Annotated in this window: 24 protein-coding genes; 12 read left to right on the forward strand and 12 right to left on the reverse strand. The window is 60.2% G+C overall.

Going from position 1 to position 24,191, the window contains the following annotated elements:
* The first annotated feature begins 43 nt into the window (after positions 1 to 43).
* On the forward strand, positions 44 to 2,434 hold the full coding sequence (locus Q8R10_RS14610) for a DEAD/DEAH box helicase family protein (RefSeq protein WP_305654573.1): 2,391 nt from the start codon (positions 44 to 46) through the stop codon (positions 2,432 to 2,434).
* A 67-nt stretch (positions 2,435 to 2,501) separates the two neighbouring features.
* Here the strand turns inward: Q8R10_RS14610 and Q8R10_RS14615 are convergent, their stop codons facing one another.
* Both Q8R10_RS14615 and Q8R10_RS14620 read right to left on the reverse strand, forming a co-directional pair.
* Complete coding sequence (locus Q8R10_RS14615; RefSeq protein WP_305654574.1) at positions 2,502 to 2,891, reverse strand: cupin domain-containing protein; 390 nt, start codon at positions 2,889 to 2,891, stop codon at positions 2,502 to 2,504.
* A 78-nt stretch (positions 2,892 to 2,969) separates the two neighbouring features.
* The gene (locus Q8R10_RS14620) at positions 2,970 to 3,797 is read right to left on the reverse strand and encodes an AraC family transcriptional regulator (RefSeq protein WP_305654575.1); all 828 of its coding nucleotides are present in this window, start codon (positions 3,795 to 3,797) and stop codon (positions 2,970 to 2,972) included.
* A 333-nt stretch (positions 3,798 to 4,130) separates the two neighbouring features.
* Between Q8R10_RS14620 and dapA the strand changes: the two genes are divergently transcribed.
* The 4 genes from dapA (at position 4,131) to Q8R10_RS14640 (ending at position 8,866) form a co-directional block, all read left to right on the forward strand.
* Complete coding sequence (gene dapA, locus Q8R10_RS14625; protein ID WP_305654576.1) at positions 4,131 to 5,009, forward strand: 4-hydroxy-tetrahydrodipicolinate synthase; 879 nt, start codon at positions 4,131 to 4,133, stop codon at positions 5,007 to 5,009.
* 154 nt (positions 5,010 to 5,163) lie between these two features.
* Entirely contained in the window at positions 5,164 to 6,081 is a 918-nt protein-coding gene (locus Q8R10_RS14630; protein WP_305654577.1) for a helix-turn-helix domain-containing protein, read from the forward strand.
* A 116-nt stretch (positions 6,082 to 6,197) separates the two neighbouring features.
* Entirely contained in the window at positions 6,198 to 7,640 is a 1,443-nt protein-coding gene (locus Q8R10_RS14635; RefSeq protein WP_305654578.1) for a carotenoid oxygenase family protein, read from the forward strand.
* A complete protein-coding gene (locus Q8R10_RS14640) occupies positions 7,637 to 8,866 on the forward strand; it encodes an acetyl-CoA acetyltransferase (RefSeq protein WP_305654579.1) in 1,230 nt (409 codons plus the stop codon). Before Q8R10_RS14635 ends, Q8R10_RS14640 begins: the two co-directional genes overlap by 4 nt.
* Positions 8,867 to 9,000: 134 nt before the next feature.
* Here Q8R10_RS14640 and Q8R10_RS14645 read toward each other — a convergent pair whose 3' ends face one another.
* The 4 genes from Q8R10_RS14645 to glyQ form a co-directional block, all read right to left on the reverse strand.
* The gene (locus Q8R10_RS14645; protein WP_305654580.1) at positions 9,001 to 9,774 is read right to left on the reverse strand and encodes a 1-acyl-sn-glycerol-3-phosphate acyltransferase; all 774 of its coding nucleotides are present in this window, start codon (positions 9,772 to 9,774) and stop codon (positions 9,001 to 9,003) included.
* A gap of 7 nt (positions 9,775 to 9,781) precedes the next feature.
* Positions 9,782 to 10,324, reverse strand: coding sequence for a D-glycero-beta-D-manno-heptose 1,7-bisphosphate 7-phosphatase (gene gmhB / locus Q8R10_RS14650; protein WP_305654736.1), 543 nt, complete (start codon positions 10,322 to 10,324; stop codon positions 9,782 to 9,784).
* Between the two features lie 124 nt (positions 10,325 to 10,448).
* Positions 10,449 to 12,503, reverse strand: a complete 2,055-nt coding sequence (gene glyS / locus Q8R10_RS14655) for a glycine--tRNA ligase subunit beta (protein ID WP_305654581.1) — start codon at positions 12,501 to 12,503, stop codon at positions 10,449 to 10,451.
* The gene (gene glyQ, locus Q8R10_RS14660; protein ID WP_305654582.1) at positions 12,500 to 13,501 is read right to left on the reverse strand and encodes a glycine--tRNA ligase subunit alpha; all 1,002 of its coding nucleotides are present in this window, start codon (positions 13,499 to 13,501) and stop codon (positions 12,500 to 12,502) included. The genes glyS and glyQ overlap by 4 nt, the downstream gene beginning before the upstream one ends.
* A 102-nt stretch (positions 13,502 to 13,603) precedes the next feature.
* Between glyQ and Q8R10_RS14665 the strand changes: the two genes are divergently transcribed.
* On the forward strand, positions 13,604 to 14,158 hold the full coding sequence (locus Q8R10_RS14665) for a DNA-3-methyladenine glycosylase I (protein ID WP_305654583.1): 555 nt from the start codon (positions 13,604 to 13,606) through the stop codon (positions 14,156 to 14,158).
* On the opposite strand, the gene Q8R10_RS14670 is transcribed toward Q8R10_RS14665, so the two are convergent.
* Positions 14,134 to 14,955, reverse strand: a complete 822-nt coding sequence (locus Q8R10_RS14670) for a hypothetical protein (RefSeq protein WP_305654584.1) — start codon at positions 14,953 to 14,955, stop codon at positions 14,134 to 14,136. The two genes, Q8R10_RS14665 and Q8R10_RS14670, sit on opposite strands and share 25 nt — an antisense overlap.
* Positions 14,956 to 15,081: 126 nt before the next feature.
* On the opposite strand from Q8R10_RS14670, the gene Q8R10_RS14675 reads away from it, so the two are divergent.
* Both Q8R10_RS14675 and Q8R10_RS14680 read left to right on the forward strand, forming a co-directional pair.
* A complete protein-coding gene (locus Q8R10_RS14675; RefSeq protein WP_305654585.1) occupies positions 15,082 to 15,969 on the forward strand; it encodes a lysophospholipid acyltransferase in 888 nt (295 codons plus the stop codon).
* 122 nt (positions 15,970 to 16,091) lie between these two features.
* Complete coding sequence (locus tag Q8R10_RS14680) at positions 16,092 to 16,361, forward strand: PilZ domain-containing protein (protein ID WP_305654586.1); 270 nt, start codon at positions 16,092 to 16,094, stop codon at positions 16,359 to 16,361.
* A 28-nt stretch (positions 16,362 to 16,389) separates the two neighbouring features.
* Here Q8R10_RS14680 and Q8R10_RS14685 read toward each other — a convergent pair whose 3' ends face one another.
* From Q8R10_RS14685 to fmt, 4 genes are read right to left on the reverse strand one after another with little or no spacing between them, the layout of a single operon-like run.
* Positions 16,390 to 16,701 (reverse strand): tetratricopeptide repeat protein, encoded by a 312-nt coding sequence (locus Q8R10_RS14685; RefSeq protein WP_305654587.1) that lies wholly within the window; start codon positions 16,699 to 16,701, stop codon positions 16,390 to 16,392.
* Between the two features lie 48 nt (positions 16,702 to 16,749).
* Positions 16,750 to 18,123: a Trk system potassium transporter TrkA gene (gene trkA / locus Q8R10_RS14690; RefSeq protein WP_305654588.1), complete on the reverse strand. Its 1,374-nt coding sequence runs from the start codon at positions 18,121 to 18,123 to the stop codon at positions 16,750 to 16,752.
* Between the two features lie 48 nt (positions 18,124 to 18,171).
* Positions 18,172 to 19,491: a 16S rRNA (cytosine(967)-C(5))-methyltransferase RsmB gene (gene rsmB, locus Q8R10_RS14695; protein WP_305654589.1), complete on the reverse strand. Its 1,320-nt coding sequence runs from the start codon at positions 19,489 to 19,491 to the stop codon at positions 18,172 to 18,174.
* Complete coding sequence (gene fmt / locus Q8R10_RS14700; protein WP_305654590.1) at positions 19,488 to 20,438, reverse strand: methionyl-tRNA formyltransferase; 951 nt, start codon at positions 20,436 to 20,438, stop codon at positions 19,488 to 19,490. The genes rsmB and fmt overlap by 4 nt, the downstream gene beginning before the upstream one ends.
* A gap of 51 nt (positions 20,439 to 20,489) precedes the next feature.
* Between fmt and Q8R10_RS14705 the strand changes: the two genes are divergently transcribed.
* Entirely contained in the window at positions 20,490 to 20,651 is a 162-nt protein-coding gene (locus Q8R10_RS14705) for a hypothetical protein (RefSeq protein ID WP_305654591.1), read from the forward strand.
* Between the two features lie 55 nt (positions 20,652 to 20,706).
* Here Q8R10_RS14705 and def read toward each other — a convergent pair whose 3' ends face one another.
* Positions 20,707 to 21,213, reverse strand: coding sequence for a peptide deformylase (gene def / locus Q8R10_RS14710; RefSeq protein WP_305654592.1), 507 nt, complete (start codon positions 21,211 to 21,213; stop codon positions 20,707 to 20,709).
* Positions 21,214 to 21,365: 152 nt separating this feature from the next.
* Here def and Q8R10_RS14715 point away from each other — a divergent pair, with 152 nt between their 5' ends.
* From Q8R10_RS14715 to Q8R10_RS14725, 3 genes are all read left to right on the forward strand, one after another.
* A complete protein-coding gene (locus Q8R10_RS14715) occupies positions 21,366 to 22,391 on the forward strand; it encodes a LysM peptidoglycan-binding domain-containing protein (protein WP_305654593.1) in 1,026 nt (341 codons plus the stop codon).
* Positions 22,392 to 22,475: 84 nt separating this feature from the next.
* On the forward strand, positions 22,476 to 23,576 hold the full coding sequence (gene dprA / locus Q8R10_RS14720; protein WP_305654594.1) for a DNA-processing protein DprA: 1,101 nt from the start codon (positions 22,476 to 22,478) through the stop codon (positions 23,574 to 23,576).
* A gap of 40 nt (positions 23,577 to 23,616) precedes the next feature.
* On the forward strand, positions 23,617 to 24,174 hold the full coding sequence (locus tag Q8R10_RS14725; protein ID WP_305654595.1) for an L-threonylcarbamoyladenylate synthase: 558 nt from the start codon (positions 23,617 to 23,619) through the stop codon (positions 24,172 to 24,174).
* The last annotated feature ends 17 nt before the right edge of the window (positions 24,175 to 24,191 follow it).

Raw genomic sequence — 24,191 nt, forward strand, 5'->3', positions numbered from 1 at the left:
GCGTTCTGACAAAATCTGCACGGCTCTAGGTAAAGTAAGCCCGATGAGCGACATAGATCTGCTGGCGAATTTACGCGCCGAGAATGCCCGGTTGATTGCGCTGCTGGAAGCCAACGCTATCGAGTGGCGTGTGCCTGTCGAACCGCTCAAAGATCCCATCTCGTCAGCTGAGTCGGTGGCCCTGGCGCTGGGCACCGAGGCGAAGCTGGCATTGTTCAAGCGGTTGTTCCGAGGCCGGACGGATGTTTTCCCGATTCGCTGGGAAAGTAAGGTCGGCAAATCGGGATATTCGCCTGCCTGCGCCAATGAATGGCGAGCCGGTATTTGCGAGAAGCCGCGCATTAAGTGCGGTGACTGCACCCATCGCCAACTGAGTCCGTTGACCGATCAAGTGCTGTACAGGCACCTCGCCGGAGAGATCGTCATTGGTGTCTATCCCTTGCTGCCTGGCGATACCTGCCATTTTCTCGCGGTGGATTTTGATGAGGCCGATTGGCGGGAAGACGTGCGCGCCTTTGCCCAGTCATGCCATGAGCTGAGTGTGCCGGTGGCCGTGGAGATTTCACGCTCTGGTAACGGTGCGCATGCATGGATTTTCTTCGACAGAAATGTCCCTGCTTATAATGCGCGTCGCCTTGGCACAGCGATCATCAGCCATACCTGTGCCCGTACTCGGCAGTTGACGCTGAGCTCATATGATCGACTCTTTCCGAACCAGGACAACATGCCCAAGGGCGGCTTTGGTAACTTGATTGCCCTGCCCTTGCAGAAGAAAGCCCGCGCGCAAAACAGTAGCGTCTTTGTCGATGAGACGCTTACAGCCTACCCCGATCAGTGGGTGTTTCTGGCCAGCATTCAACCGATGCCTGCGGATGGCATAGAGTCCGTCATCGTTCAGGCCACGGGCCATTGCCACCCACTGGATGTAATCGGTGTTGCTGACGAAGATGAGCGGCAACCCTGGCAAAGCCAAGCGCCGAAGACGCAGAAGCTGGCTTGCCCACTGCCTAAGTCGCTGACTGTGACACTGGCCAATCAGGTCTATTTCAACAAATCCGAATTGCCCCAGCCGTTGGCCAACCAACTCATCCGCCTCGCGGCATTTCAGAACCCGGAGTTCTACAAGGCCCAGGCAATGCGCCTGTCGGTGTGGAACAAGCCCCGGATTATTGGTTGTGCGGAAAACTTCCCCAAACACATTGCGCTGCCGCGTGGCTGTCTTGAGGCTGCGAGGGAACTGCTGAGCGCAAACGAAGTTGAGGTTGTCCTCCACGATGAGCGCTTCGTGGGTGCGCCTATAGATGTCAGTTTTGTGGGCACACTGCGCGCCGATCAAGAGGTCGCACTTGGCGCAATGCTTGCGCATGATACCGGTGTTCTGTGCGCACCCACGGCGTTTGGCAAAACCGTGACGGCAGCTGCGCTGATTGCACGGCGAGGTGTGAATACGCTGGTACTGGTGCATCGCACGGAGTTGCTCCGGCAGTGGCAGGAGCGTTTGCAGGCTTTTCTGGGTGTTGATACAGCTGTTGTCGGCACCATCGGTGGTGGCAAAGCCAAGCCCACTGGGCTCATCGATGTGGCCGTGATGCAGTCATTATCGCGACAGGGTGATGTCAGTGCTCAGGTCAAAAACTACGGACAGATCATCGTCGATGAATGTCATCACCTTTCGGCACTTTCGTTCGAAGCCATCCTGAAGAGCACTAGTGCCAAATATGTGCTGGGTCTGACCGCGACTCCAGTGCGACGAGATGGGCAGCAGCCCATTATCTTTATGCAGTGCGGGCCGATCCGGCATACGGCTACGCGGCCAGCCAGTGCACCAGCGGATCTGCTGGTCATGCCGCAGTGGTTACCTCGCCCGATTGTTATGGCTGAGGACTCTGGCATTCAGGATGTCTTTCGACAGGTCGCCAGTGATACAGAGCGAACCGCGAAGATTATTTCGGCAGCCGAAATAGCATTTAAGCAAGGCCGAAAAGTGCTGCTACTGACGGAGCGAACCGATCACCTGAGCGCTATCGAGGAAGGATTAGTCGGGCGGGTGGACAATCTCTTCACCCTGCATGGGCGGCTTGCAAAGAAGCTGCGCACTGCACTCATGAGTGAGCTGGCAGCCCTTCCACCAGACGCACCCCGTGTGCTCTTGGCTACGGGAAAATTGGTGGGTGAAGGCTTTGATCATCCACCGCTGGATACGCTTATATTGGCCATGCCGATTTCCTGGAAGGGCACCCTTCAGCAGTACGCGGGACGGTTGCACCGTGAGCATGCGAGCAAGACGGATGTGCGCATCATTGACTTCGTTGATGCTGGGCACCCGGCCTTGCTGCGGATGTGGAACAAGCGCCAAGGTGGCTATAAAGCGATGGGCTACCGGCTTGCAGATTCGCTCAGCTCAATGGAGTTGCTTGATGACGCTAAGGCTTAAGCCGCTTCACCGCCCGTCGTAGCTGGCGAAGAGACTTTTTTATTGGTCGAGAAATGATGGCTGGATTTCAAAGCCACACATCATTAGTCGCAGTTCGCCCTCCTCCCTCATGCCCGGTATTCAAGACACCCCGGGGTTCGATCAGCAAGAGTTTGACCTCATGTTCAGCGAAGGGTTTGTGCTCGACGCCTTTGGGGACGATGTACATTTCACCTTGAGACACGAGGACCTGGCCGTCGCGAAAGTCGATGCGCAACTGCCCTTCCAATACGATGAAGGTCTCATCGGTGTCCAGGTGATCGTGCCAGATAAAGTCGCCTTGGAGCTTTACCACCTTGAACTGGTAGTCATTCATCTCAGCGATGACCTTGGGTGACCAGTGTTCATCGAACAGACTGAGCTTCTCGGCAAAATTGAGACTCTGATAGTGACGCTGAGGTGTTGCTAGGGCATCCATCAAATCGCTCCTTATAGGGTGCAGGAGCGTTGAAGATAGCGAGTACAAGGCTGCGGCTCTTGTACGATTGTGCAAGCCTTAAGTCGCAGTCGCCGGGCCGGCGCCACGAATTTTCAGCCAGCGCGCCGGCGACAAGCCGTAGGTTTTGCTGAAGTGGCGGGTCATATGGCTTTGATCGGTAAACCCGGCGATCAGCGCGGCACTGGCGAGGGATTGGCCGTGCAGCAGCAGCGACCTGACCAGGTCGAGACGGCGCATGGTCAGGTAGCGGTAAGGACTGGTGCCGAACAGAACTCGGAAGTCCCGCGATAGACTCCAGCGGTCGCGGCCGCTTTGCTCGGCCAGTTCACTCAGGGTGATAGTGCGATCCAGAGCGCCATGGATAAACTCCCGTGCTCTTTCGGCGGCCAGATAGTCGAAGCTTTGCCTGTGCTTTGGAGCCCCGGCAACCGCACCCAGGGCGTAGGCCAGATCGAACAGTGCGTCCTCTTCTTCCAGCGGTTCGATGGCGCAGTCCATGCTCTGGAGCAACACACTGGTCGCAGCGTGCAGGCGTGGATCGGTGGATATTCCATCTTTGATAAAGGGTAATGGTTTGCCTCCGAGCACCTGTTGAATCAGCGCCGGCTCGATGTAAATCATGCGGTAGTGAAAGCCATCTTCGCTGCCTGCTTGGCCGTCATGAATTTCATCGGGATGCAGGACAATGGTCCCGCCTGGCAAGCTATGGCGCTGCCCTGCTCGATATTGAAAGCTTTGAACCCCCGAGAGCGTTCTGCCTATGGCATAGGTATCGTGGCGATGAAGGTCATAAGCGTATCCAGAGAAGAAGGCTTCGATACGCTCCAGCTGGTTTGAAAGGGGTGCGTGCTGAACCCAGTCAGTGAGATTTTTGCGCTTGCCCATTCCGGCTGTCCTTGCTGATGCCTGTGATGAACACGGTAACTCAGCCGAAATGGACTGTCTGCGACACCGCTGATCAATAAGCTGACAATCAGCTCTCAGCATTTGTAGATTTAGCTCGGCGTGTTACCTTTCAGTCCTCAGCAATTGGAATCACCACCGTGTCTATCGCGCACAACCACTCGCAATCCAAACGCAGCAAGCAGGTCAAACCTGCTGGCGACTTGGTCTTGCGCGTGTAGAAATCAATTGATTGAACACCCACAAACCCGGTCGCGGACTTTGCCACCGGGTTTTTTTGTGCCTAAGTTTTTTATTCAGAAAAGGAGCATCACAATGTTTACCGGCTGTTATACCGCGTTAATTACGCCGTTTTTAGATCAGCAATTGGACGAAGTGGCGCTGCGCAAGTTGCTGCGTTTTCAGCTCGACAATGGCATTCACGGGCTAGTGCCGATGGGCACCACCGGCGAGTCGCCGACCGTAACGGAGCAGGAACACAAGCGCGTGGTCGAGATCGTTGTGCAGGAAACCGCAGGCCAGGTGCCGGTGATTGCCGGTGCGGGTTCAAACAATCCGCGCGAGGCGATTGCCTATGCGCAATACGCGCAGCGCATGGGCGCCGATGCGGTACTGGCGGTGGCGGGTTACTACAATCGGCCCTCGCAGGAAGGGTTGTATCAACACTTCAAAGCGCTGCATGACGCCACCGATATCCCCATCATCATTTACAACATTCCACCGCGCACCATTGTCGATATTCAGCCCGATACCATGGCGCGGCTTGCCGAGTTGCCACGGGTGGTTGGGGTCAAGGATGCCTGCGGCGATCTGGGCCGTATAAGTCACGAACGCAGTCGGATCACTAAGCCTTTTAGTTATTTTTCTGGTGACGATATTACGGCGCTGGCTTACCGCGCTAACGGTGGCGGTGGCTGCATTTCGGTGACCGCCAATGTGCTGCCGGCCGAGTGTGTGCGCTTGCAAAACTTAGCCGCCGCGCAAGACTATGCCGCCGCCCTGGGCGTGCATGAACAACTGGTGCCGCTGCACGCCGCGCTGTTTCGTGAGCCCAATCCGACCGGAGTAAAATTTGCCGCCTCTTTGCTGGGCATCTGCAGCGACGAGTGTCGTTTACCCATGGTGCCGCTGGCGCAAAGCTCCCGAGACGAGATTCGGCAGGCGCTGTTAAAGCTCGGCGCGCTGCTGGCGTGAGGTTGTAGCCGGCGGCGTTACCTCAGCGCCGCAATGCCCAGGCAAAGCGGGTCATGGCGCGGTAAGCTTGGTGGCCAGAAGGCTAAGCGCTGCAGCATGATTGGTCGGCTGCAGCGGTCATTGTTTAATTCAACTAAACGCCGCGTGAGATTAAATGTGTCCATCGTCATCAGTGCTTGAGCCCGCCACCCAGCCGCTGGACGTGACGGCGCATGTGGCGGCCAGCATAGTGCCGGCGGTGTTGGATGTTATAGGTCAGCGTTGGTCGCTGGCGATCATTCAAGCGCTGTTGCTGAGTGCTAAGAGTTTTGGTCAGTTGCTGGCTGAACTACAGATCCCCCGCAGTACCCTCGCCGCTCGGCTCAAACACCTGCAGGCCATGGCTTGCCTTGCCGCATGTGGCGAGGGTTATCAACTGACGCCAGCCGGGCAAGCCTTGTTAGCCGTGGTCAGTTTGGCTCGAGACTGGGATGCGCGGCGCGGCGCACCAGTGGCCCCGGCATTGCTGCATAGCTGTGGTCAGGCATTCCAGCCAAGTTTGCTCTGTGGCTATTGCCTGGTGCCGATAGCGGTACGCGATATTCGCCTGGATTCTGCTGGTTTAGCACCGCAGATGGCGAGCTTGGCTAAACCGCTAAAGCGTGCGCGCGCCGAGTTTGCGGCTGAGCAACAGCTGACGGCGGCGGCGATTCTGAGTGACCGTTGGACGGCGCTGATCGTTGCGCTGATTTATTTTGGCGTGCAGCGCTACGGCGACATCGCCCGCCATCTGCAGATTGCCCCGAATATTCTCGCCGACCGTTTGCTGCGGCTGACCGAGGGTGGCGTGCTGTTGCGCGCAACCGACGGGCAACCCAGTCGGCCGCTGTACCGCTTCAGTGCCGAGGGTTTGCAGTTGTTCCCGCTGATTATTACGCTCACTGGCTGGGGCGACCACTGGCTGCGACCGCACTACCAAGCCTCGACGCAGATGAGTCACCGTACTTGTGGCCAGCCCTTGCAACCGCAATTGCACTGCGCCTCTTGTGGCCAAGGGGTAACGTTGGCGAGTTTGTCGGCCGCCATGAGCTGAGGATTAGTATCAGCGCTATCAATCGGCGCTCAGCAGCTTGATCAATAGTCAGTTCGCCTTACTTGCACAGTGAAACCAATCTGTTAGTTTCACTGTGCAAGCATAAGGAGCTGCGGATGAACACTCAAAGCCACGAAGCCAATCCCTATTTGCTCGGCAGCTACGCGCCGGCCAACGCTGAAATCACTGCTGAGTTGCAGGTTATCGCCGGGCAAATTCCGCTCGATTTAGCCGGTATCTATGTGCGCAATGGACCTAATCCGCAGGCGCAACCGACCGGCCGCCATCACTGGTTTGATGGCGATGGCATGTTGCACGCGGTCGAGTTCAATAACGGCCGCGCCACTTACCGCAATCGCTGGATTGACACCGCCGGGCTGCAGTTGGAAAAAACCAGCGGCCAAGCGCACTGGCAGGGCATCCGCGAGCCGGTGCAGCAACTGACCCTCGGGCGGCCGTACAAGGACACGGCCAATACCGATGTGAAGTTCCACAATGGCGCCCTGCTCGCGCTCTGGTATCAGTGCGGCGAACCCTACCGGGTTGACCCGCTGAGTCTGCAGACGCTGGCGGTCGATGACTTTGCCGGCAAGCGCAGCACGCCGGTGTCGGCCCATGTGAAGGTGGATGGGAAAACTGGCGAGATGATGTTTTTTGAGTATTCGGTGCGCCCGCCCTATATGCACTATGGGGTGGTGAATGCCGCCGGTGAGCAAGTCAGCCTGATCCCAATCGAGCTGCCCGGCCCGCGTTTGCCCCACGACATGGCGATTACCGAGCACTACTCGATCCTCATGGACCTGCCAGTCTGCGTGGATACCGAAGCGTTAAAACGCGGGCGCTGGCGCAGCACCTATCAGCCAGAGCTGGGCTCGCGATTTGCCGTGGTGCCACGGCATGGCACAGCTGCGCAGGTGCGCTGGTTTAGCGCCTCGCCCTGCTACATCTATCACGTGGTGAATGCCTGGGAAGAGGCCGATGAACTGGTGATGGTCGCCCACCGGGTGGCCAATCCGGTGGCGAATCATGCCGAAACCAGCACCAGCGAATTTGAGCGCATGCTGCAAAACCTGCAGATGCACGCCGAACTCTGGGAGTGGCGCTTCAATCTCAGCACCGGCGAAACCGCCGAGCGCTGCCTAGACGTGGCGAACGCCGAGTTCCCCAGCACCAACCCCCGCGAGCTGGGCTATCCGACCCGCTACGGCTATGCGGTGACTATCGGGGCCAGCCAGACCCTGCGCTTTGACGGCATTCGCAAGTACGACCTGCTCACCGGCGAGCATCAGCAGGTGCTGTTTGGCCAGGGCATCTGTGGCAGCGAAAGCCCCTTTGCGCCGAGCAGCGCCGCCAGCAGCGAGGCCTGTGACGAAGACCGCGGCTACTTGCTCAGCTTCGTCCAGGATGAGCCGAACAACAGCTCTGAATTATGGATTTATGACGCGCGCAACATCGAAGCCGGACCCTGCACGCGGCTGGCGATCCCGCAGCGGGTGCCCTTGGGTTTCCATGCCTGCTGGGTGGAGGCCAAGGATCTGCCCGCGCAGCTGCCGGCATGAGTCGGCACGTTTATGTACTGGGCGGCGCGCAGAGTGATTTTGCCCGCCACTGGCAGCGTGAAGGCAGCGACCTCGCTGGCGAGATGCAGCGCTTAGTGCAAACCGCGCTGCACGACTGCGGCTTGGCGGCGGCGCAGGTTGAGGCCGCACATATCGGTAACTTTGCCGCCGAGTTGTTCTGCGGCCAGGGTCTGCTTGGCGGGCTATTGGTTCGTTGCGATCCGGCCTGGGCCGAGTTGCCGGTGATGCGCCACGAGGCGGCCTGCGCCTCGGGCAGCATGGCGATTTTGGCGGCCATGGCCAGCATCGAATCGGGGCGCGCCGAGTGCGTGTGTGTGCTGGGCATCGAGCAGATGCGCAACGTCACAGGCGAGCAAGCCGCCCAGCACCTGGCGACGGCGGCCTGGCAGGGCCATGAAGGGCAATCGGCGAAGTTTCTCTGGCCGTGGATGTTTGAGCAGATTCGCCAGCGTTACAGCGAGCAGCATGGGCTGGACGATGCTTATTTACGGCGGATTGCCGAGATCAATCTGAGCAACGCCAAGCGCAATCCCTGGGCGCAAACCCGTGACTGGCAATGGCAGGCCGAGCACTTCAGCGCCGATGAGCAGTGCAACCCGAGCGTGGAGGGGCAAATCCGCCGGCGCGAATGCGCGCAAATCAGCGATGGCGGCGCCCTGCTGTTTCTTTGTTCGGCCGAGTTCGCTCAGCAACATGCGCGGCAGTTGGGTCGGGTGCGGCCGTTCCCGGCGATTCTCGGCTGGGGCCAACGCAGTTCCCCCTTACCGTTGGCGGAGAAGCTGCCAGCGGCAGATAACCACGGGCTGATGTTTCCCCATTTGGCCCGCACCATCGGCGATGCCCTCGGTCGGGCCGGGCTAAGTAGTGCCTGGCAGTTGGATGCGATCGAAACCCACGACTGCTTCAGCATCAGCGAGTACCTGGCGCTGGAGCACTTTGGCTTAGCGCCGGCGGGCCAAGGCTGGCAGTTGATCGAGGATGGCAGCATCGAGCTGGGCGGGCGTTTGCCGGTCAATCCCAGCGGCGGGCTGATCGGCGGCGGCCATCCGGTCGGCGCCAGTGGCGTGCGCATGCTGCTGGATGCCTGGCGGCAAGTGGAGGGCCAAGCCGGTGGCTATCAGGTGGAGGGCGCGCGCCGGGTGGGCTGTTTGAACTTTGGTGGCAGCTTCAGCGCAGTTGCCAGCTTCGTGCTGGGCACGGCCTGACGGCGGTCACAAAAAGTACTTATGCACGCTCTGCTGCTCGCCCTTGTCGATGTTCAACTGCTGTTAAAACAAGCAGTTAAGTTTTCTGATGGCAGTGTGCCGGTATTTTGCCCACAGTTTTATCCACCGGCTGCTCAAACGGCGGCGGCAGCTTCGCAGGGCGCGCTATCGGCCGGCAAGGCGCCGAGCTCGATCTGGGTTTGTTTCACCCAGGCAAAGGCGCGCTCATTCAGTTCGGCAATCGCCCGTGGGCCGGTACCTTCGGCGTACATAGGTGCGCCTATGACCACGGTGATGGTGCCGGCGCGTTTTGCCCAGCCCTGTTTGGGCCAGTAAGCGCCGGCATTGTGGGCAATTGGCAGCACCGGCAAGTTGGCATTGACTGCCAGCGCGGCGCCACCCCGGGTGAACTTGCCGATCTGGCCCATGGGCATTCGCGTGCCTTCCGGGAAGATCAACACCCAGGCGCCCTGCTCCAGGCATGCTTGGCCTTGTTTGGCCAATTGCTTGAGAGCGGCCTTGGGGTTGCTGCGGTCGATGGCTATGGGTTTCAGCATGGCCATCGCCCAGCCGAAAAATGGGATATACAGCAGCTCGCGCTTGAGCACCTGGCTCAGCGGCTCGAAGTAGCAGGACAGGAAGAAGGTTTCCCAGGTGCTCTGGTGTTTGGCGAGAATTACGCAGGGTTGGCTCGGTACGTTTTCGGCGCCGATCACCTGATAGTCGATGCCCAGCATCAGGCGAGTCAGCCAGACGGCAAACCGGCACCAGTTAACATTGATAAACCGATAGCGCTGACGGAACGGCAAAAACGGCGCGATAAACATGCTCAGGGTGCACCAGAGCAAGGCGCTGAGCGATAACAGCAGGTAGAAGAGAAAGGTTTTAGCCGCCTGCACTATCGACATATGAGCACTAATCCTGCTGAAGGAGATGCGCCGCGACTGCGGCTAGATCCTCGAAAATTAAACTCCCTGCCGGCAAGTCGTTGCCCAGGGTGCGCATGCCCTTACCGGTTTTTACCAATACGGGCTGACAGTCGACGGCCACCGCCGCTTGCAGGTCACCCAAGCTATCGCCGACAAACCATATACCGGCAAGGCTCACGCCGTAATGCGCGGCAATGCTCTGGAGCATACCGGGTTTTGGTTTGCGACAAGCGCAGCCATCATCCGGGCCGTGGGGGCAATAGACGATCAAACCGACTTCCCCGCCCCGCTCGGCCACCAGCTTACGCAACTGTTGGTGCATGGCGTCCAAGGCCGCCAAGTCGTAATAACCACGGGCCAGGCCCGACTGGTTGGTGGCTACCGTTACTGTCCAGCCGGCTTTGCTGAGGTCCGCGATAGCGGTGATGGCGCCGGGCAGCGGAATCCATTCGTCCACCGACTTGATGTAGTCGTCGGAGTCTTGGTTGATCACGCCGTCGCGGTCGAGAATTAGCAGTTTCATAACGATTCCGTAGGATGGGTTAGTCGCAGCGCGACGTAACCCATCGATTGAAAGCGAGCCATGCTTGGCGGCATGGGTATCGCTGCGCTCAACCCATCCTACCTAGTTGGTCCGCTTGCGTTGGCGGCGCTTAACCCAGCAGCGAGATATCGGCCACGCCCAGGAACAGCCCGCGCAGTTGCGCCAGCAGTGCATAACGGTTGGCGCGCACCTCGGCATCCTCAGCATTCACCAGCACCGCCTCGAAGAAGCTGTCCACCGGCTCGCGCAGGCTGGCCAGTTGCTCCAGGGCCTCGCGATACTGCCGACCCTCGGCAAGCGGCGCCACGGCTTGGGCGGCGATAAATACCGCTTGCGCCAGGGCCTGCTCAGCTGGCTCCAGCAGCAGGGCGTTGGCCACCACCAGTGGAATCTCGCCCTCGAACTTACTCAGCAGGTTCGACACGCGCTTGTTGGCGGCGGCCAGGGCGGCGGCTTCGCTACGGGCACGGAAGGCCTGCACGGCTTGCACGCGCTGATCGAAGTCCAACGGTGCGCTGGGCGACAGGGCGCGCACGGCTTGATAGACGCTGACTTCCACACCCTCGTCTTCGTAACGGGCGCGCAGACGGTCGAAGATAAAGTCCTGCACCAAGGCGGCCAGACCCTCGGCTTTGACCTGCTCGGCGAACTGCTCGATGGCGAAGGCGATGGCCTCGGCCAAGTCCAGATCAAGTTGTTTCTCGATCAGGATGCGCAGCACGCCTAAGGCGGCGCGGCGCAGGGCGTAAGGGTCTTTGCTGCCGGTCGGCAGCATGCCGATGCCGAAGATGCCGACCAGGGTGTCGAGCTTGTCGGCCACCGCCACGGCGGCGCCGGTCAGGGTGCTCGGCAACTCGGCGCCGGCACCGCGCGGCATGTATTGCTCATTCAGCGCCAGCGCGACATCGTCGGCTTCGCCGCCATGTTGGGCGTAGTAGTAACCGGCGATGCCCTGCATCTCGGGGAATTCGCCGACCATTTCACTGGCCAGGTCGCACTTGCTCAGCAGGCCGGCGCGGGCCGCACGTTGGCTGTCGCCACCGATGCGCTCGGCGATAAACGCGGCCAGGGCGGCAACCCGCACGGCCTTGTCAAATACCGAGCCGAGCTGGGCCTGGAACACCACATTGGCCAGGCGCTGGTTGAAGTGCTCCAGCGGTTGCTTCTGGTCTTGCTTGAAGAAGAACTCGGCATCGGTCAGGCGCGGCCGCACGACTTTTTCGTTGCCAGAGATGATCTGCTGCGGATCTTTGCTTTCGATGTTGGCCACGGTGATAAAGCGCGGCAGCAACTTGCCCTTGGCATCCAGCAGGCAGAAGTACTTCTGGTTGTCCTGCATGGTGATGATCAGCGCTTCCTGCGGCACGGCCAGGAAGCGCTCCTCGAACGAGCACACCAACGGCACCGGCCACTCGACCAGGCAGCTGACTTCATCCAGCAGCTCGGCCGGCACAATGGCGCTGCCCTGTTGCTCGGCGGCGAGTGTGGCGATACGGGCGCTGATCAGCGCGCGGCGCTCATTCAAATCGGCCAGCACATAGGCGCTGCGCAGGTCTTCCAGATAATTGGCCGGCGAGCTGATGCGCACCTGATCGGGATGATGGAAGCGATGGCCACGGGACAACCGACCGGATTTTTGCGCGAGGATTTCGCAGTCGATCACCGCATCGCCAAACAGCATCACCAGCCACTGGGTTGGGCGGACGAATTCGGTTTTACGTGCGCCCCAGCGCATGCGCTTAGGGATAGGCAAGGCCTGCAGCGAGGCCTCGACGATGCCGGCCAGCAAGCTGACGGCGGCTTGGCCGGGAATGCTTTGGCTGTATTTCAGCTTCGGCCCGCTGCAATCGATTTGTGCCAGCTCAACCCCGCACTTCTTGGCGAAACCCAGGGCGGCTTGGGTCGGCGTGCCGTCGGCGGTGAAGGCCGCTTGCACGGGCGGGCCGTCGAGATTGATGCTGCGATCAGGTTGTTGCTCAGCCAGCTGCTCGACCAACACTGCCAAGCGGCGTGGTGCGGCATACACATGGCTGGCGCGATACTCGAGACCGGCGGCTTTCAGGCCTTTTTCGATGCCGGCCAAGAAGGCTTCACCGAGCAACTTAAGGGATTTCGGTGGCAGCTCTTCGGTGCCCAGTTCGACCAGAAAATCGTGCGCACTCATTGTGCTGCCTCCTGCTTGTTGCTGCTGTTGCTCAGCACTTGATCGTCCAACACTCCGGACTCGGCCAGCTTGGCCAAGACTTCATCGCGTAAATCAGGCGCGGCCATCGGGAAGCCGAGCTTGGCCCGGGCCAGCAGATAGCTTTGCGCCACGGCGCGGGCCAGCGCGCGTACGCGCAGAATGTACTGCTGGCGGGCGGTCACCGAGATGGCGCGGCGGGCATCCAGCAGGTTGAAGGTGTGGGAGGCCTTGAGCACCATTTCATAGGTCGGCAGCGGCAACTGCAGCTCGATCAGGCGGTTGGCTTCGGACTCGTAGAAGTCGAACAGCTCAAACAGCTTCTCTACATTGGCGTGTTCGAAGTTGTAGGTCGATTGCTCCACTTCGTTCTGGTGGAAGACATCGCCGTAGGTGACCTTGCCGAATGGGCCATCGGTCCACACCAGGTCATAGACCGAATCCACGCCTTGCAGGTACATGGCCAGCCGCTCCAGGCCGTAGGTGATCTCGCCGGTGACCGGGTAGCACTCGATGCCGCCGACTTGCTGGAAGTAGGTGAACTGGGTGACTTCCATGCCGTTCAGCCAGATTTCCCAGCCCAGGCCCCAGGCGCCCAGAGTCGGTGACTCCCAGTTGTCTTCGACGAAGCGAATGTCGTGCACCAAAGGATCGAGGCCGATGTGCTTGAGCGAGCCCAGGTACAGCTCCTGGAAGTTCTCCGGGTTGGGCTTCAAGATCACCTGGAACTGGTAGTAATGCTGCAGGCGATTGGGGTTTTCCCCGTAGCGGCCGTCAGCCGGGCGGCGGCTCGGCTGCACATAGGCGGCGTTCCAGGTTTCCGGGCCGATGGCGCGCAGAAAAGTGGCGGTATGGAAGGTGCCGGCACCGACTTCCATATCGTAGGGCTGCAGCACCACGCAGCCTTGTTCGGCCCAGTATTGTTGCAGGGCCAGGATCAAATCTTGGAAGGTGCGCACGGCTGGCGTAGTCTGGGTCACGAAATTCACCGGTTTTGGCGGAGGCGTAAAGCCGGCGAGTATACCCGAAACATTCCCCCCTTCACCGCGCCCGCCCTGCTCCATCTCTGGCAAGGAAAGCTTATGCCCCGCTGCTTCTGGTGTACCGACGATCCGCTGTATAGCGCCTATCACGACCACGAATGGGGCGTGCCATTGCGTGATGCTCAAGGCTTGTTTGAGTTGCTGCTGCTGGAGGGGTTTCAGGCCGGTTTATCCTGGATCACTGTGCTGAAAAAGCGCGAACGCTACCGTCAGGTGCTGTTTGGCTTCGACCCGCAGCGCTTGGCGCAGATGAGTGACGAGGAAATCGAGGATCTGCTGCAAGACCCCGGCATCATTCGCAATCGCTTAAAGCTCAAGGCCGCCCGGCAAAACGCCCAGGCCTGGCTGCAACAGGATGACCCGGTGGCGCTGCTGTGGTCCTTTGTCGATGGCGTGCCGCTGATCAATCACTTCAACGAGCGCAGCCAGGTGCCGGCGATTACCCCCCAGGCCGAGGCGATGAGTAAGGCGCTGAAGAAAGCCGGCTTCACCTTCGTCGGGCCAACCATTTGTTATGCCTTGATGCAGGCCAGCGGCATGGTCATGGACCACACCACTGATTGCGACCGTTATTTGCCCTGCTCGGCGGGTTGAATCGCAGGCTTTAGCCCGGCCGCCGTCGGGGTGAGTTGGTTGTTCAGCACCTGAGCGCTGATTTTCTGCCACTCAGGACCTTCACGTAACCGCTTTATCTCATCCCAAATCTGCTCAGCCAACATGGGATTACGGGCCATAACCCGCTTGCCCATGGCCAAAAATACCGGTGTTTCCAAGAGTGGCGGACTGAGGATCACAAACTGTTCTTGCGGGTCGTTGTCCTTTAGGGCGTAAGCAATGGCCGGCTCCAGCCCGATGGCGATGTCCGCTCGGCCTAGACGCATCATGCCAATCATATGCACCGGGGTTTTCGCGCTAGCCCGTGAAGGCACGCTGAGCTTGTTCATCAGCATCTGCACGACAGGAACACCGGATTCAAATAGCACCGGCAGGGTGAGATGACTGAACTGCTGACCATCCCAGTCGGCCGGATTGCCCTTTATTTTGAAGGCCACCACTCGCATTAAAAGGTAGGCGCGGCTGGTGTCGAGTTGCCCCAGCGGGCCTGCAGGGAAGACGGCGACGTCATTGACCGCGTGGCTCGGAGTAGAGACCAGCAGCGCATCATAATGCCCCTGCGCGACCTCATGTATGCAGCGCGGCTGTGGGTGGTAATCCAGGGTCAGCTTTAGCTGCAAGTTTTCGGCGGCCTTGAGCATGAAGTACTGCGCCGCGCCCAAGCCTTGCGTGTAGATCAGTGGGGGAACATTGCGATAGTCACCACAAACGCGAAACTCCGTAGCCAGGCAAGAAAATGGCAGCAACAGTAGTAGGAGTAGGGCTCGGATCAGCATGGGGCCTTCTGTTTGGTATGGAAGTCGGCTGTCTTTGACTCTAGTCGGCAGGCATGAGCTGTACCAGCACCGCAGTGGACCTATCCCGTACAATGCGCGCAGATATTAATCGGTGGAGCCCTCTTAGTGGAAAAGATCAAAGGTGCATTAGCCGTCGGATTCCTGCGCCTGTTTGCCCTGTTGCCTTGGCGCGCCGTGCAAGCGGTGGGTGCGGCGCTGGGCTGGTTGAGTTGGAAAATTCCCAGCCGTTCGCGCGAGGTGGTGCGGATCAATCTGAGCAAGTGTTTCCCGCAGTTGTCGTCGGCTGAATTTAAACAGCTGGAGTGGCAGACCCATCGCGATATCGGCCGCACCCTGACCGAAAGCGCCTGCGCCTGGATCTGGCCGGCGGAAAAAACCCTGGGCCTGGTGCGTGAAGTCGAAGGCCTCGACGTGCTGCAGGCGGCGCTGGCCTCAGACAAAGGCGTGGTCGGCATCGCCAGCCATCTGGGCAACTGGGAAGTGCTTAATCACTATTTTTGTGCCCAATGTAAGCCGGTGATTTTCTATCGCCCGCCCAAGCTTAAAGCCCTCGACGAACTGTTGAAAAAACAGCGCGCGCAGTTGGGCAATCGGGTCGCCGCCTCGACCAAGGAAGGCATTCTCAGCGTCATTAAAGAGGTGCGCAAAGGCGGTGTGGTGGGGATTCCGGCCGATCCTGAGCCGAGTCTGTCTAGCGGCCTGTTCGTACCCTTTTGCGGCATCCAGGCGCTAACCAGCAAGTTTGTTCCCGGTATGTTGGCCGGTGGTAAGGCGCTTGGCGTGTTTCTTAGCGCCATTCGGCTGGAAGATGGCAGTGGTTTTAAGGTGATTTTTGAGGCGGCCCCAGACGCCATTTATAGCCAGGACACCGAGGTTTCTGCCGCCGCCATGAGCGCGGTGCTGGAAAAGTACGTGCGCGCTTACCCCAGCCAATACCTGTGGAGCATGAAACGTTTCAAGAAACGTCCACCGGGCGAGGCGAAATGGTATTGAGCATTGCGGCGTTTTAAGAAACGTTCATCCGCTGAAGAGGCGAAGCAAAATGCTATTGATGCGCGGCACTTTAGCTATTAACGTCAGAGCTACGCCCATAAATCCTCAACAACAGGCCGTTCATGACTAACCAGCGCGATACTAGCCGTGCGCCTTTAAAGGTTCGCATCCGCATCGATCACCCCGTACATGGTGAGTTACAGGTGATGACCCGGGATATTTCCGACAGTGGTGTGTTTGTGGTCATCGATGATGCGCAACGACGCTTGCTGACTATCGGCGAGGTGGTGAGCGGGCAGGTGCAAGGCCTGCCGATGGAGGCGCCAATTCTGCAGATGCAGGTGGTGCGCTTTGAGCCGGGCGGCGTAGCGCTGCGGTTTAAGCGCGACTGATCAGGCCGGCTAACCCGGCGCAACGGGGTTAAGCCAATTTATCCAGGCGGCGCAGAAATACCCGGATTTCTTTCTCCGCCTGTTTGTCGCCATGGCCGCTGGCCGCCAGCAAGCCCTGCTCCCAGGCATGGCGCGCGGCAGCCGGGTCGCCGGCACCCAGGTAGGCCTTGCCCAATAGTTTCCAGGCCGCCGAATACTGTGGGTCGAAGGCCACACAGCGTTGCAGATGCTCGGCGGCCACGGCGAACTGTCCGCCGTCCAAATAGCCTTTACCCAAGCCAAACCGCAGCAGGGCATTGTCCACCCCCTTGGCCAGCATTCTTTCTAACGGCTCAAGCATGGCTGCTCCTGAATAGAGTGGGGGTCGTCGCGCAGGCTGCGACTGGGCTCAAAAAAAGCTCAAGCCGACATGAAACAGTCGCTCGACGTCGCGAATGTGTTTCTTCTCCAGCACAAACAAAATCACATGGTCGCCCGCCATAATTTGGGTATTGCCGTGGGCGATCAGTACTTCCTCGTCGCGAATAATCGCGCCTATGGTGGTACCTGGCGGCAGCTTGATGTCGGCAACTGCGCGGCCGACCACCTTGCTCGACTTGGCATCACCGTGGGCGATTGCCTCGATCGCCTCGGCCGCGCCACGCCGTAATGAATGCACACTGACGATATCGCCACGCCGCACGTGGGTCAGCAGGGTGCCGATGGTGGCTTGTTGCGGGCTGATGGCGATGTCGATCTCGCCGCCTTGGACCAGATCCACATAGGCCGGATTGTTAATCAGGGTCAGCACCTTGCGCGCGCCCAGGCGCTTGGCCAACAAGGACGCCATGATATTGGCTTCGTCGTCGTTGGTCAGGGCGAGGAAAATATCGGTATCGCCGATGCTCTCTTCCAGCAGCAAATCGCGGTCGGAGGCGCTGCCCTGCAGCACTATGGTGCTTTCCAGTTTGTCGGATAGATGGCGGCAGCGGGCCGGGTTGCGCTCGATGATTTTCACCTGGTAGCGGCTCTCGATGGCTTCGGCCAAGCGTTCGCCAATATTGCCGCCACCGGCAATCACAATGCGTTTGTTGCTGTCTTCCAGGCGGCGCATTTCGCTCATGACGGCGCGGATATTGGCCTTGGCGGCGATAAAGAACACCTCATCGTCGGCCTCAATCACCGTATCGCCTTGCGGAATAATCGGCCGGTCGCGGCGGAAAATCGCGGCCACCCGGGTGTCCACGTTGGGCATATGCTCGCGCAACTGGTTCAGTTGCTGGCCCACCAGCGGCCCGCCGTAATAGGCGCGCACTGCGACCAGCTGGGCCTTGCCGTCGGCGAAATCAATCACTTGCAAGGCGCCGGGGTATTCGATCAGGCGCTTGATGTAGTTGGTGACCACTTGCTCGGGGCTGATCAACACATCGACTGGGATGGCATCGTTGTCGAACAGGCCACTGCGGGTCAGGTAGGCCGATTCGCGCACCCGGGCGATTTTGCGCGGGGTGTGAAACAGGGTGTAAGCCACCTGGCAGGCGAGCATGTTGACCTCGTCGCTGTTGGTTACCGCCACCAGCATGTCGGCATCATCGGCGCCGGCTTGGCGCAACACGGTGGGGAAGGAACCCCGGCCGAGCACGGTGCGGATATCCAGGCGGTCGCTCAGCTCGCGCAAGCGTTCGGCGTCGGTGTCGACCACGGTGATGTCGTTGGCTTCGCCGGCCAGGTGTTCGGCGAGAGTGCCGCCGACTTGACCAGCGCCGAGGATGATAATTTTCACGGGGCTACTCCTGACGCCGGGCCGTGGCCCCGCGCGCGAATTGGCTAGTTACTGGCTGGTGACTTTAGTCAGCTTGGCATAGTAGAAGCCATCGTGGCCGTCGGTTTGTGGCAGTAACTGGCGGCCATGGGCTTGCGGCAGGCCGGCGACGGGCTGATCAGCTTGGCCGGTGATCGCCAGCTCCTTGGCGTTTGCTGTTCTGGCCAAAAAGGCGCCGACAGTGTCGCTGTTTTCGGCCGGCAGAACCGAGCAGGTGGCATATAGCAATACGCCACCGACCTCCAGGGTTGGCCACAGGGCGTCGAGCAATTCGCCTTGCAGGCTGGCCAGCGCGGCGATGTCTTCGGTTTGGCGGGTCAGTTTGATGTCCGGGTGACGGCGGATCACGCCGGTGGCCGAGCAGGGCGCATCGAGTAAAATGCGCTGGAATAATTGCCCATCCCACCAGCTGTCGATGGCGCGCGCGTCGGCGGCGATCAACTCGGCGCTGAGGCCCAGGCGCTCAAGGTTCTCGCGCACCCGCTGCAGGCGCTTGGCTTCCAGATCGACTGCGACCACGTGGGCCAGTTGCGGCTCGACTTCGAGCAGATGGCAGGTCTTGCCGCCGGGCGCGCAGCAGGCATCCAGCACCCGCTGGCCGGGGGCCAATTGCAGCAGCTCGGCGGCCAGTTGCGCGGCCTCGTCTTGCACGCTGACATGCCCAGCGGCGAAGCCCGGCAGGCCGGTGACATCGCAGGCCTCGGCGAGCAAAATACCGTCGGCGCTGAAGGTACAGGCGCTGGCGGCAATACCGCAGTGCTGCAGTTCGGCCAAGTACGCGGCGCGGCTGCGATGGCGGCGATTGACCCGCAGGATCAGCGGCGGATGGGCGTTATTGGCGGCGCAGATGGCTTCCCAGTGTTCGGGCCAGTTGGCCTTCAAGGCTTTTTGCAGCCAGCGCGGGTGGGCGGTGCGCACCACCGGATCATGTTCCAGCTCGGCCAGCAGCGCCGCGCCGTCCCGCTGGGCATTGCGCAGCACGGCGTTGACCAGGCCTTTGAGCGAGGGTTTTTTCAGCTTGTCGATGCAGGCGACCGTCTCGCCAATCGCGGCGTGGGGTGGAATCCGCGTGTAGAGCAGTTGATACAGACCCACCAACAGCAGCGCCTCGACATCTTTATCGGCGGCCTTGAAGGGTTTTTGCAGCAGCTTGGCGGCCAGCGCCGACAAACGCGGCTGCCAGCGGGCGGTGCCGAAGGCCAGCTCTTGGGTGAGGCCACGATCACGGGCGGCGACCTTATCCAGTTGTTGTGGCAGCGAGCTGTTTAGCGAGGCTTTGCCCGACAGCACGGCGGCCAGCGCACGGGCGGCGGCGAGGCGCGGGTTCATGCGTCGGCTCCGAGCAAGCTGCCGACGGCGAATTGTTCGCGGCGGCTGTTAAACAGGTCGGCAAAATTCAAGGCTTTGCCGCCGGGCAATTGCAGCCGGGTCAAGCGCAAGGCGCCGGCGCCGCAGGCCACGGTCAGGCCGTCTTTATTGGCTGCGAGAATTTCGCCGGGGGCGCCACTGCCCTCGCCCAGAGTCGCGGCCAGCACCTTCAAGGGTGCGCCATTCAGGCTGCTGTGGCAGATGGGCCAGGGATTGAAGGCGCGGATCAACGGTTCCAGTTGCTCTGCGGGCCGCGACCAGTCGAGCCAGGCTTCGTCTTTATTGAGCTTGTGGGCGTAGGTGGCGAGGCTGTCGTCCTGGGCTTGCCCGTGCAGCGTGCCCGCGCTCAGGTTGGCAATGGCCTGCAGCACGGCGGGTGGGCCCAGTTCGGCGAGGCGGTCGTGCAGGCTGCCGCCGGTGTCGGCCGGGCTGATTGGGGTGCTGACTTTCAGCAGCATCGGCCCGGTATCCAGGCCTGCCTCCATCTGCATCACGGTCACGCCAGACTCACAGTCGCCGGCTTCGATGGCCCGCTGAATCGGCGCCGCGCCGCGCCAGCGTGGCAACAACGAGGCATGACTGTTGATGCAGCCCAGGCGCGGAATGTCCAGCACCCGTTGCGGCAGAATCAGCCCATAGGCCACCACCATCAGCAGGTCAGGTTGCAAGGCGGCCAGTTCCGCCTGCGCCAGCGGATCGCGCAACGACTGCGGTTGATAGACCGGGATGTCATGCAACTGCGCCAGCTGTTTAACCGGGCTGGGCATCAGCTTTTGCCCACGCCCGGCCGGCCGATCCGGCTGGCTGTAGACGGCAATCAGCTGATGGGGGCTGTCGAGCAGCGCCTTGAGGTGTTCGGCGGCAAATTCTGGGGTGCCGGCGAAAACGATGCGCAGGGGCTGGGTCATATTTTTTCGCCTAATTCACGGGTAAAGAAAAAGGCTTGCCGGACAGATTGCATGAAAGCTACTGCGCTCGATTATACGGCGTTAAAAACAGGCTCAAAATGCTCATTTACAGCACGTAAATTGCGCTTTCTCGCCTGTTTTGACTCGCTGGCGCTCGCCCTTCGGGCCAGCCGGCGGCTGTTACTCCGCTTCGCTGCGTTGCGCCTTGTCTAATCTTCGCTCGTTACGCTCTCACGCAGTCTGTTGCGCAAGCCTTTGTAGTCAGCGCTTAATCTTGTTGTCGATGCTGTTTTTCCAGCTTCTTCTTGATCCGGTCGCGCTTGAGGGTGGACAGGTAATCGACAAACAATTTGCCATTCAGGTGGTCGCATTCGTGCTGGATACACACGGCGAGCAGGCCTTCACAGAGCATTTCGAAGGGTTCGCCATTACGGTCGAGGGCATTCACCTTGACCCGTTGCGGACGCTCAACGGTTTCATAGAAACCCGGCACCGACAGGCAACCTTCCTGATACTCCTCAAGCTCTTCGGTGAGGACTTCAAATTGCGGGTTGATCAATACCAGCGGCTCGGTCTTCTCTTCGCTGACGTCGATCACCACCAAGCGTTGGTGGACGTTGACTTGAGTCGCCGCCAAACCAATACCGGGGGCGTCGTACATGGTCTCGAACATATCGTCGATCAGCAGGCGCAAAGCGTCATCTACTACGGTCACCGGCTTGGCGATGGTACGTAGACGCGAATCGGGAAACTCTAAGATGTTCAGGATTGCCATATGCGTTTGTGATGCACTTGTGGAATAAAGTCAAAAACCGCTGCTAATATGCTGAGCAGCATTGAAAAACACTTTCTGGCTGCGGCTCCCATGGGTTTGGGGGCAGCCCTCAGGCGTTCTGCGCCAAGACATATAATAAAGGGATTCACCGTATGAGGAAATCACTACTCGCCTTGCTGCTGCTTACCGCTGGCGGTTTGGCTCAAGCGCAAGTACAGCTCAAGGATGGCCATCCTGAGACTTATACGGTGGCCAAGGGCGATACCCTCTGGGATATTTCCGGGCGTTTCCTCAGCCAGCCATGGAAATGGCCGGAGCTTTGGCAGGGCAATCCGCAGATCAAAAACCCTGATTTGATCTACCCGGGTGACACCTTGAGCCTGACTTATGTGAATGGCCAGCCGCGTTTGACCCTTAATCGAGGTCAGTCGGGCGGCACTGTCAAGCTGTCGCCGACGGTGCGCAGCACGCCGATGGCCCAGGCGATTCCGACCATTCCGCTGGAAACCATCAACAGCTTTTTGTTTAACAACCGCATCGTCAACGACGAGAAAGAGTTCAGCGCCGCGCCCTATGTATTGGCCGGTGCCGGCGAAAGCGTAGTGATGGGCGCCGGTCAGAGCATCTATGCCCGCGGTAAGTTCGCCGAGCAACAGCCTGCTTACGGAATCTACCGTCAAGGCAAGACCTATACCGATCCAAAGACCAAAGAGTTTCTCGGGATTAACGCCAACGTGATTGGCAACGCCGAAGCTGGCTCGGTCGAGGGCGATATCACCACCCTCAAATTGACTCGCACCAATGAAGAGGTGCGTCTCGGCGATCGGCTGTTCCCAACCGATGAGCGTGCGGTTAACTCAACTTTTAGCCCAAGCGAGCCGGCCAAGCCCATTGATGGCTTGATTATCGATGTACCGCGCGGGGTCAATCAGATCGGTACCATGGACGTGGTGACCATCAACAAGGGCAAGCGCGATGGCCTGGTTGAAGGCAACGTGTTGGCGGTGATGAAAACCGGCGAGACTGTGCGTGATCGGGTTACCGGTGAGTCGGTTAAGGTGCCGGATGAGCGTAGTGGCCTGCTGATGATCTTCAGCACTTTCGACAAGATCAGCTACGGCTTGGTGCTAGTCGCCACTCGTGATCTGGCCTTGCAAGACAAGGTTAAAAATCCTTAAACACTAAACCCCGCGCTGCGGGGTTTTTTATTTCTGCTGCTTATAGGCGCTGCTGCGCGCCGCGCCCGATCAAGGATGATCGCTATGCCCTCTTTTGCGCCCGCTATCTCCCCGGCCGAACTGGAAGCCCGCTTGCGCTTGCATGGCTTGCCGCAACTCGGTCCGCGGCGTTTTCAGCGACTACTCGAAGCCTTTGCCAGCGCCAGCGCCGCCTTGAGTGCGCCGGCGGCGGCTTGGCGCTCCTTGGGTTTGCCGGCCTGTTGCGCCGAGGCGCGGCGCTCGCCCGAGGTCCGTGAGCAGGCCGCCGCTGCCCTGGCCTGGTTGGAGCAACCGCAGCATCAGCTGTTGATGTGGGATGCGCCGACTTACCCGGCGTTATTGGCAGAACTTGAGGATGCCCCGCCGCTGCTGTTTGTAGCGGGTGCAGCGGATATCCTGGAGTCGCCGCAGCTGGCGATAGTCGGCAGCCGGCATGCTTCAAAGCCAGGGCTGGATACTGCCCAAGCTTTTGCCCGCAGCTTGGCGCAAGCCGGCTTTGTGATTACCAGTGGCTTGGCGTTGGGTATCGATGGCGCGGCGCATCAGGGCGCGCTGGATGTCGCCGGTAAAACCGTGGCGGTGCTCGGCACCGGGCTGCAGCGGATTTACCCCGCGCGGCACCAGCGGTTGGCGGCGAGCATTATCGAGCAGGGCGGCGCGCTGGTATCGGAGTTGCCGCTGGATTGTCCGCCGCAAGCCGGCAATTTTCCGCGCCGCAACAGGATTATCAGCGGTTTGTCCTTGGGCGTCTTGGTGGTGGAAGCCAGCCCGTCCAGCGGCTCGTTGATTACCGCGCGTTTGGCCGCCGAACAAGGCCGCGAGGTCTATGCGATTCCCGGCTCTATTCATCATCCGGGCGCCCGTGGCTGTCACCAGTTAATCCGCGATGGGGCGACGCTGGTGGAGTCGGTCGAGGATATTCTGCAGGCGCTGCGGGGTTGGCAGTTGCCGGCGATTAGTCCCTCACCAGCGCCGCCGGCAACCCGCCACCCGTTGCTCGATCTGTTGCATGCGGCACCGCAGAGCAGTGAGGCCTTGGCGCTCGCCAGTGGCTGGGCGCTGCCGGCGGTATTGGTGGCCCTGACTGAGCTTGAGCTCGAGGGTTTGGTCGCCAATCAGGGTGGCCGCTGGCTGGGCCGGGGTTAGCGCCGTTACACTGGGCGTCGCTTTTATCCGGAGTTTAATAATGCTCAGCAGTTGGCGTGTGCAACAGGTGGCGCAAGTGGTGCGTGCCGGTGGGCTTATCGCCTACCCCACCGAGGCCGTATGGGGCCTGGGTTGCGATCCCTGGGACAGTGTGGCGGTGTATCGGTTGCTGGCACTCAAGCAGCGTCCAGTGGCGAAGGGTCTGATCCTGCTGGCCGATAACATCCGCCAGTTCGATTTCCTGCTGGCCGATTTGCCGCAAGTTTGGCAAGACCAACTGGCCAGCACCTGGCCGGGGCCGAACACCTGGCTGGTGCCGCACCAGAACCGCTTGCCAGAGTGGATAGTCGGTAAACACCCCAGTGTCGCCCTGCGGGTCAGCGATCATCCGCTGGTGCGCGACCTCTGTGCGCTGACCGGGCCGCTGGTGTCGACTTCGGCTAATCCAGCCGGCCGGCCACCGGCACTGACCCGGCTGCGCATCGAGCAGTACTTTGCCGGGCAACTGGATGCGGTGCTCACTGGCGCGCTGGGCGGACGGAAGAATCCCAGCTGCATTCGTGACCTGATTAGCGGCCGGGTGCTGCGGCCGGACTAGTCATTGCCGCGCAAGGG

This window comes from Pseudomonas sp., assembly GCF_030698175.1.
Classification (GTDB): domain Bacteria; phylum Pseudomonadota; class Gammaproteobacteria; order Pseudomonadales; family Pseudomonadaceae; genus Aquipseudomonas.

Coding starts and splice junctions, on each gene's coding strand:
- dapA (WP_305654576.1), top strand. CDS start 4,131: ATGTTTACCGGCTGTTATACCGCGTTAATTACGCCGTTTTTAGATCAG.
- Q8R10_RS14620 (WP_305654575.1), bottom strand. CDS start 3,797: ATGGGCAAGCGCAAAAATCTCACTGACTGGGTTCAGCACGCACCCCTT.
- Q8R10_RS14725 (WP_305654595.1), top strand. CDS start 23,617: ATGCTCAGCAGTTGGCGTGTGCAACAGGTGGCGCAAGTGGTGCGTGCC.
- Q8R10_RS14705 (WP_305654591.1), top strand. CDS start 20,490: ATGAAAGCTACTGCGCTCGATTATACGGCGTTAAAAACAGGCTCAAAA.
- Q8R10_RS14715 (WP_305654593.1), top strand. CDS start 21,366: ATGAGGAAATCACTACTCGCCTTGCTGCTGCTTACCGCTGGCGGTTTG.
- Q8R10_RS14665 (WP_305654583.1), top strand. CDS start 13,604: ATGCCCCGCTGCTTCTGGTGTACCGACGATCCGCTGTATAGCGCCTAT.
- def (WP_305654592.1), bottom strand. CDS start 21,213: ATGGCAATCCTGAACATCTTAGAGTTTCCCGATTCGCGTCTACGTACC.
- Q8R10_RS14635 (WP_305654578.1), top strand. CDS start 6,198: ATGAACACTCAAAGCCACGAAGCCAATCCCTATTTGCTCGGCAGCTAC.
- glyS (WP_305654581.1), bottom strand. CDS start 12,503: ATGAGTGCGCACGATTTTCTGGTCGAACTGGGCACCGAAGAGCTGCCA.
- Q8R10_RS14615 (WP_305654574.1), bottom strand. CDS start 2,891: ATGGATGCCCTAGCAACACCTCAGCGTCACTATCAGAGTCTCAATTTT.
- Q8R10_RS14685 (WP_305654587.1), bottom strand. CDS start 16,701: ATGCTTGAGCCGTTAGAAAGAATGCTGGCCAAGGGGGTGGACAATGCC.
- Q8R10_RS14645 (WP_305654580.1), bottom strand. CDS start 9,774: ATGTCGATAGTGCAGGCGGCTAAAACCTTTCTCTTCTACCTGCTGTTA.
- dprA (WP_305654594.1), top strand. CDS start 22,476: ATGCCCTCTTTTGCGCCCGCTATCTCCCCGGCCGAACTGGAAGCCCGC.
- Q8R10_RS14680 (WP_305654586.1), top strand. CDS start 16,092: ATGACTAACCAGCGCGATACTAGCCGTGCGCCTTTAAAGGTTCGCATC.
- Q8R10_RS14640 (WP_305654579.1), top strand. CDS start 7,637: ATGAGTCGGCACGTTTATGTACTGGGCGGCGCGCAGAGTGATTTTGCC.
- Q8R10_RS14630 (WP_305654577.1), top strand. CDS start 5,164: ATGTGTCCATCGTCATCAGTGCTTGAGCCCGCCACCCAGCCGCTGGAC.
- fmt (WP_305654590.1), bottom strand. CDS start 20,438: ATGACCCAGCCCCTGCGCATCGTTTTCGCCGGCACCCCAGAATTTGCC.
- Q8R10_RS14610 (WP_305654573.1), top strand. CDS start 44: ATGAGCGACATAGATCTGCTGGCGAATTTACGCGCCGAGAATGCCCGG.
- rsmB (WP_305654589.1), bottom strand. CDS start 19,491: ATGAACCCGCGCCTCGCCGCCGCCCGTGCGCTGGCCGCCGTGCTGTCG.
- Q8R10_RS14670 (WP_305654584.1), bottom strand. CDS start 14,955: ATGCTGATCCGAGCCCTACTCCTACTACTGTTGCTGCCATTTTCTTGC.